This is a genomic window from Enterococcus sp. 3G1_DIV0629, assembly GCF_002141285.1.
GTDB lineage: Bacteria > Bacillota > Bacilli > Lactobacillales > Enterococcaceae > Enterococcus_B > Enterococcus_B lactis.
Window position 1 is genome coordinate 1 of the sequence record NZ_NGLI01000004.1, and the last position, 6548, is coordinate 6548.

A 6548-nucleotide genomic window follows, 5' to 3' on the forward strand; every position below is an offset into this window, starting at 1 on the left:
TAAAATCATTGATGTTATTAATAATAAATATTTTTTGAAAGGGGAAATATAAAAGGTTTTGAAAATAAATAAAAAAATGGTATTACTTGTTCTACTGCTAGTTATTGCTAGTCTTTATTCTTTTATCTTTTTTAGTAATGCACAAAAGATCTCAACCACAGGAGACATTGCTTTTCACTTTTCTAGAATAAAAGGCTTGTCCTCAGTATTTTCTGGTCCAATAAATTTTACCACATTTAATAGCTATGGCGGAGGCGTGAATTTTTTTTATCCGTATCTAACACTCTTTCCAGCCGTAATATTTTACTGGATAACAAACAATTTGATTCTAAGTTATATCCTATATGTTTGGATACTGAATATCTGTACAATTCTAGTGAGCTATCAATATGGACAAAAGTTCTTTAAGCGAATAGATGCAGCCTTCTTATTCAGCTGTTTGTATAGCTTTTATGGATATCGTTTAATTGATATATATCAGCGTTCTGCAATTTCAGAATCAATTGCGTTGACGATTATACCAGTTGTCTTGTATTACACATATACTCTTCTTTATGAAAGAAAGAACAGCGTGATTCCTTTAGCTATCAGTATGAGTTTGCTCATCTATACCCATGTTCTCTCCACCTTTATGAGTGTGATTGTTATTGGCTTCTTGTTTATCGGCTCTCTTTTCTCTAAGCGAAAAGAGATAAAAGAAATGTCGAATCTGATATTAAATATGATAAAAGCTGTTGGTTGGACCATTCTTTTAACTACTTACGTTTGGTATCCGATGTTACAACAAGTGCTACATCAAAAAATTAATCGTCCTTTTCGCACAAACCTTCAAGAAAGGGCATTAAACATTTCTGATAGTTTAATCGGTGCAGTAAATAATGATTTAGTTACGTTTACAATGGGAACAATTGGTGTGGTTTCATTGATTCTTCCACTTTTCTTTTTAAAAAAATTTGCCAATAAAGAAAAGATTATTTATTTTTGTGCAGTGACCACTTGGTTCTTATCAACGAATCTTTTTCCATGGGGATTATTACAAAAAACACCTATTCAAATCATTCAATTTCCTTGGAGGATCTTGGGTTTTCAAGTGCTTTTTGGATCATTGATCTTAACTATAGTGTTTTTAAAGTGGAAAACAAGCAACAAAAAAAGTATGTGGAGCCTTGTAGGAATAGTCCTTCTTATTTTTACAGTGACTGTAGCAACAGAAGCAAATTATTCGCAAAAAATTCAGTCGTATAAAGGTCGATTAATTATGACCAAAAAAGATGTTACACGTTATACAACCTCGAGAACTGGAGGCCTTTATGACTATGCACCATTAGATGCATTGAAATATAAAGATCATTTAAAGAAACATGAAGTAAAAGTCGATGATCGATGGGAGAATGCATCTCATAAATCATATAATTCTAAAATAATCTATACAGTAGAAGATGCGAATGAGCAAAATATCACGTTACCTGTATTCAATTACTGGGGAACAGTTGTGAAAGTAAATGGGAAAAAGAGCACTATAGAAAATGACAATGGTTTAGTGTCTATTAAAGGTAAGGGAAAACGAACTATAGTCGAGGTTTCATCTACCTATCCAACTACGATGATTCTATCTTTATTGATTAGTTCAATAACTTTTATATTCTTATTTACACGTTACTTAATAAGATCACACGGTTCAATAGAAATAGATTAGAGAGATCAAGGAAGAAAATGCAGTAGCAATATATAAAAGAAGGCATCAGTAGGCAGGCTAATTTATTCCGAAAAGTGAAGAAGGCAAATACAAAAAATTAATAAAAAAATCAATCAAATAAAAAAACGTAGAAGTAATTTTCTACGTTTTTCTTTTCATGTATATTAAATATTACAGGAAATTATAGAAGACAATTAAAAATCATCAAATACTAGAATAATTTGGATCCTCACGTTCTAGCTTATTCAAACCGAAGGGGGAATAAAGAGATGAGATCAAAACTTAGATCAACATTAGAATTTTTGGTGAATTGTGATAAAAATGTAAAAATATAAATTTTAGAGAAAACTATATACCTTAATCATTTTATTAATAGGATGATTAAGAATTCTGATTTATAGACAGTGAAAACGTTGACTTATAAAATGAAATAAAGTATATTTATTTTGTAAGAAAAGAAAAAAGAACTTGGGATAGCGACGCAGTTATCTCTAGAGTTATGTTACTGATAAATCAGGCAGAACTCAGAACTAATATCAAGTAAAGCTTTATGATCAAAAGCTTATTTGATATTGGATCTGAGTTCTTTTTTCTGGAAAGGAGCAACTAATGAAAGTTAAAAAGATTATCAATAACAATGTAGCTTTAATTAATCGGGGAGGAAATGAAGCAATTATCTATATGACAGGGATTGCTTTCAAAAAAAAAGTTGGCCAACACATTAATGATTCCGAAATTGAAAAAACATATGTTTTAGATTCAAAAGACCGTTTAGAACATTTTAGCTATTTGTTATCGCATTCTGATGATAGACTGCTCTCTATGATCAACGAGCTCGTTAGTTATGGAGAAAAGGAAATCGGTAAAAAAGCAAATGATTATCTTTATTTAGCTTTATTAGATCATCTCTCCTTCGCATTGAAACGCTCAGAGAAAGGGCAATATCTTAGAAGTCCGCTTTTTTGGGAAGTTAAAAAGTTTTATCCAGTTTATTACAAAATCGGTTTGGAAGCTTTAAAAATGATAAAGAAATATTTTGATCATTCCTTTCCCACAGATGAAGCTGTTTCAATTGCCTTACACTTTGTTAATCTTCAAGAAAATCAGGTCAATTTTGATGAACAGATAGAAGATATGGAGATACTAAGAGACATGTTGAATATTATCAAATATCATTTTAGTTTATCTATTGACGAAGAGAGCATCAACTACATGAGGCTAGTGACACATTTACAGTACTTTATTGAACGATTAAGAAAAAAACAAGCATACGTTGAAAATGAATCTCAGTTATTTGAACAAGTAAAAAAACTATACCCTAAAGCATATACAGCTGTAGAAAAGATAGAAATATATGTAAAGGGAAAGTTCAACACCTATTTATCTCAAGATGAATACACTTATTTGATGATTCATGTTAATCGCGTAGCGGAAAGAGGCGACAATAATGGATAAATATCATGATTTTAACAAAAATATTATTGAACTTGTTGGAGGAAAAGAAAATATAGAGGCAGTAGTTCACTGTATGACACGGTTGCGTTTTACTCTTATCGACAAAACGAAAGCGCAAACAAATAAGCTTAAAAACTTAGACGGTGTGATTGATGTAGTTAGCAATAACGTTGCTTATCAAATCATCATAGGTACACATGTTAACGATGTATATAAAGAATTGATGACGCAATTGGAACTATCCCCAAAAACTACTTTAGAAGAGCAAAGTGGAAAAAAAAATCCAATAAAAGCAGCATTAGATGTCATATCGGAGTCTATGACACCGATACTTGAGCCTATTATTTGTGCTGGATTACTTGCTGCTGTTTTATCCATTGCTTCTTTAACTGGAATAATATCACCAGACAGTTCAACCTATCATATTTTTGATGCTTTGCGGTCTGCTGTATTTTATTTTCTACCTATTTTAATGGCTATGAGCTGCGCAAAACGATTAGGAGCAAGTCCTTATTTAGCAGTAGCACTTGCTGCTACTATACTTTCAAGTTCTATCAATGATGTGAAAGGACTGGAGTTATTTGGTATTGGATTACCTCAAATTACGTATTCTAATAGTTTTATCCCTATTTTACTAGCTATCTGGTTTATGGGGTACGTAACTAAAGTAGTTAAAAGAGTTATACCTAACACACTCCAATACTTTTTAACCCCTTTGTTCGTAATGTTAATTACTTTACCAGCAACGTTATTGATTTTTGGACCTTTAGGATTTTATATGGGAGAAGGAATCATTGGATTTTTTAATCTACTGATGAAATATGTAGGTAGTTGGTTTGTCATGATGTTATACTCTGCTCTTCAACCATTTATTATAATGTTGGGCGCAGGAAACTTTATCATGCCGGTTGTAGCTTCTCTAATTGCAGCAAATGGGTATGACCCTGCATTTATATCTTCATGTACAATCTCAGATATTGCTGTTGGGGGAGCAATGCTTGGGTATTTCTTAAGAACACGGAATTTAAAACAAAAACAATTATTTGGGACAGTAACACTTTCTGCAGTACTTGGTGTGACTGAACCTGCTATCTATGGTGTCTTTGTTAAATATCGTCGACCATTTGTTGCAGTAATGATTGGAGGAGGACTTGGTGGATTATTTGCTGGTTTGACTAGTGTTAAAGCTTATTCTGTTGCTTGGGGTTTATTTGGCCTCCCAGCGTATATAGGTGAAGGAGATTTCATGAACTTCTGGTTTATGTTAGCGGCAGTCGTGATTAGTTTTGCTGGATCAGCTGTAGCTGCTTATCTCTTAGGCGTCCCTGCACAAGAAGAGGATCAGGAGACAATCAACCATATAATAGCTGAAAAAGGGAAAGATAAAAATCTGCGCACTTCTTCATTGGGTAATGTAGTAGAAGGAGAAGTGATTTCTTTAAATGAAGTTAAAGATCAAGCTTTTTCAACAGGAGCTTTAGGAAAAGGGATTGCAATCAAACCAATAGATACACATCTTTATTCTCCAGTGGATGGGGAAATCACGGTAGTTTTTCCAACGAATCATGCAATAGGTATCCAATCACAAGATGGAATTGAAATACTAATCCATATTGGGATCGATACAGTAGAGTTAGAGGGGAAATATTTTAATTTAAATATAAAACAAGGAGATAAAATTCAAAGAGGACAACTCCTTGGAACAGTAGACTTTGATAAAATACAAGAAGCTGGTTATGATACGTCTACTATTGTAGTTGTCACGAATACCGATAGCTATTTAGACGTCATTCCTTCAAATTCAGAACAAGTAATAAAGACAGATAATCTACTAAACGTCATTTTATAGAAGGTGAAAAAATGAAATTGAAAAAGAATTTTTTATGGGGTGGAAGTATTGCTGCACATCAATGTGAAGGAGCCTGGCAGGAGGGAGGAAAAGGACCAGCTATCATGGATTATGTCAGACAAGGAAGCTATCAGGTCCCACGCCAAATCGATACAATAATTTCTTCTGAAGCTACGTATCCCTCACATATGGGTATTGATTTATATCATCAATACAAGTCAGATATTCGTCTGTTTAGTGAAATGGGATTTACAGCATTAAGAATATCAATAGATTGGTCTCGTATCTTTCCTAATGGAGATGATGAGCAGCCGAATCAAGAAGGAATTATGTATTATATAGATGTGGTGGATACGTTGTTGTCTTATGACATTGAGCCAATTGTAACATTATATCACTTCGAGATGCCAAAAAATTTAGTCCAAAAGTATGGTTCATGGACTAATCGAAAAGTAATTGAACTTTATTTGAAATTTTGTCAAACTATGTTTGAATCTTTAAAAGGAAAAGTCCACTATTGGGTTACATTTAATGAAATGAATCATATTGATCCTCAAACAGAAGCTACAGATATTTTTACGTATATTATCGCAGGTTTGAAGTATTCTGAACTCGAAAATAAATCGCAGACATTGGCTGAGATCGGATACAATATGACAGTGGCTAGTTGTTCGGCAATAGTTTTAGGAAAAAAAATAGATCCAGAAAACAAGATTGGTTGCGTATTTGGAATCGAACCTGTTTATCCAGTAGATTGCAATCCAACAAATGTGATGAATGCTTTTAAACAAATGGATCGAGATTTCTATCAAATAGATGCTATGTGCACAGGAAAGTTTCCAGACTATAAAATCAATGAATATGCAGACCAAGGAATAAAGTTGACCATAACAGAGAATGATAAATATATGTTTTCTAAAGGAACACTTGACTTTATTGGTATGAACTATTATGCATCATCTGTTGCGAAGTACGAAGGAGCAGCTGAAGAAAAGAGTGCCTTATTTGGCGGTCTTCAAAACCCGTATCTTGTGACTAGTAAATGGGGATGGACCATTGATCCGACGGGTTTACGGTATCTGCTGAATTACACTTATAGAAAATATGGACTCCCTATCATAATTACAGAAAATGGATTAGGTGCCATAGATGTTTTGACAGATGATAAAAACATACATGATGAATATCGCATCGAATACTTAAAACAGCATATTCAACAAATGAAGATTGCAATTGAAGAAGATCAGGTAGATTGCTTTGGGTATCTCACGTGGGCACCCATAGATTTAGTAAGTGCTACAACAGGCGAAATGAAAAAAAGATATGGATTTATCTATGTAGACAAAGACGATGAAGGAAATGGCACCTTAGAAAGGTACAAAAAGGACTCTTTTTATTGGTATAAAGAAGTGATTGGTTCCAATGGAGATATTTTGTAATACCTGTCTAACATAAAAGGTGTTATAGTATTTATATTCATATAACAAGTAGTTAGCTTAGAGTAATATTACTAAAGGACCAAGTTCTATCTTAAAAAAATAACTATTA

The 6548-nt window shown here is 32.9% G+C and carries 4 protein-coding genes; all 4 read left to right on the top strand.

The window, feature by feature from the left end:
* Positions 1-58: 58 nt before the first annotated feature.
* Positions 59-1696, top strand: coding sequence for a hypothetical protein (locus A5816_RS14255; RefSeq protein WP_086311572.1), 1638 nt, complete (start codon positions 59-61; stop codon positions 1694-1696).
* Positions 1697-2305: 609 nt separating this feature from the next.
* The gene (locus A5816_RS14260) at positions 2306-3151 is read left to right on the top strand and encodes a PRD domain-containing protein (protein WP_086311573.1); all 846 of its coding nucleotides are present in this window, start codon (positions 2306-2308) and stop codon (positions 3149-3151) included.
* A complete protein-coding gene (locus A5816_RS14265) occupies positions 3144-5000 on the top strand; it encodes a PTS beta-glucoside transporter subunit IIBCA (protein WP_086311574.1) in 1857 nt (618 codons plus the stop codon). Before A5816_RS14260 ends, A5816_RS14265 begins: the two co-directional genes overlap by 8 nt.
* Before the next feature lie 11 nt (positions 5001-5011).
* Complete coding sequence (locus tag A5816_RS14270; protein ID WP_002294086.1) at positions 5012-6439, top strand: family 1 glycosylhydrolase; 1428 nt, start codon at positions 5012-5014, stop codon at positions 6437-6439.
* The last annotated feature ends 109 nt before the right edge of the window (positions 6440-6548 follow it).

Bases quoted from the DNA above. Each gene is read 5' to 3' on its own strand.
- A5816_RS14260 (WP_086311573.1), top strand. From the start codon at position 2,306: ATGAAAGTTAAAAAGATTATCAATAACAATGTAGCTTTAATTAATCGG.
- A5816_RS14265 (WP_086311574.1), top strand. From the start codon at position 3,144: ATGGATAAATATCATGATTTTAACAAAAATATTATTGAACTTGTTGGA.
- A5816_RS14270 (WP_002294086.1), top strand. From the start codon at position 5,012: ATGAAATTGAAAAAGAATTTTTTATGGGGTGGAAGTATTGCTGCACAT.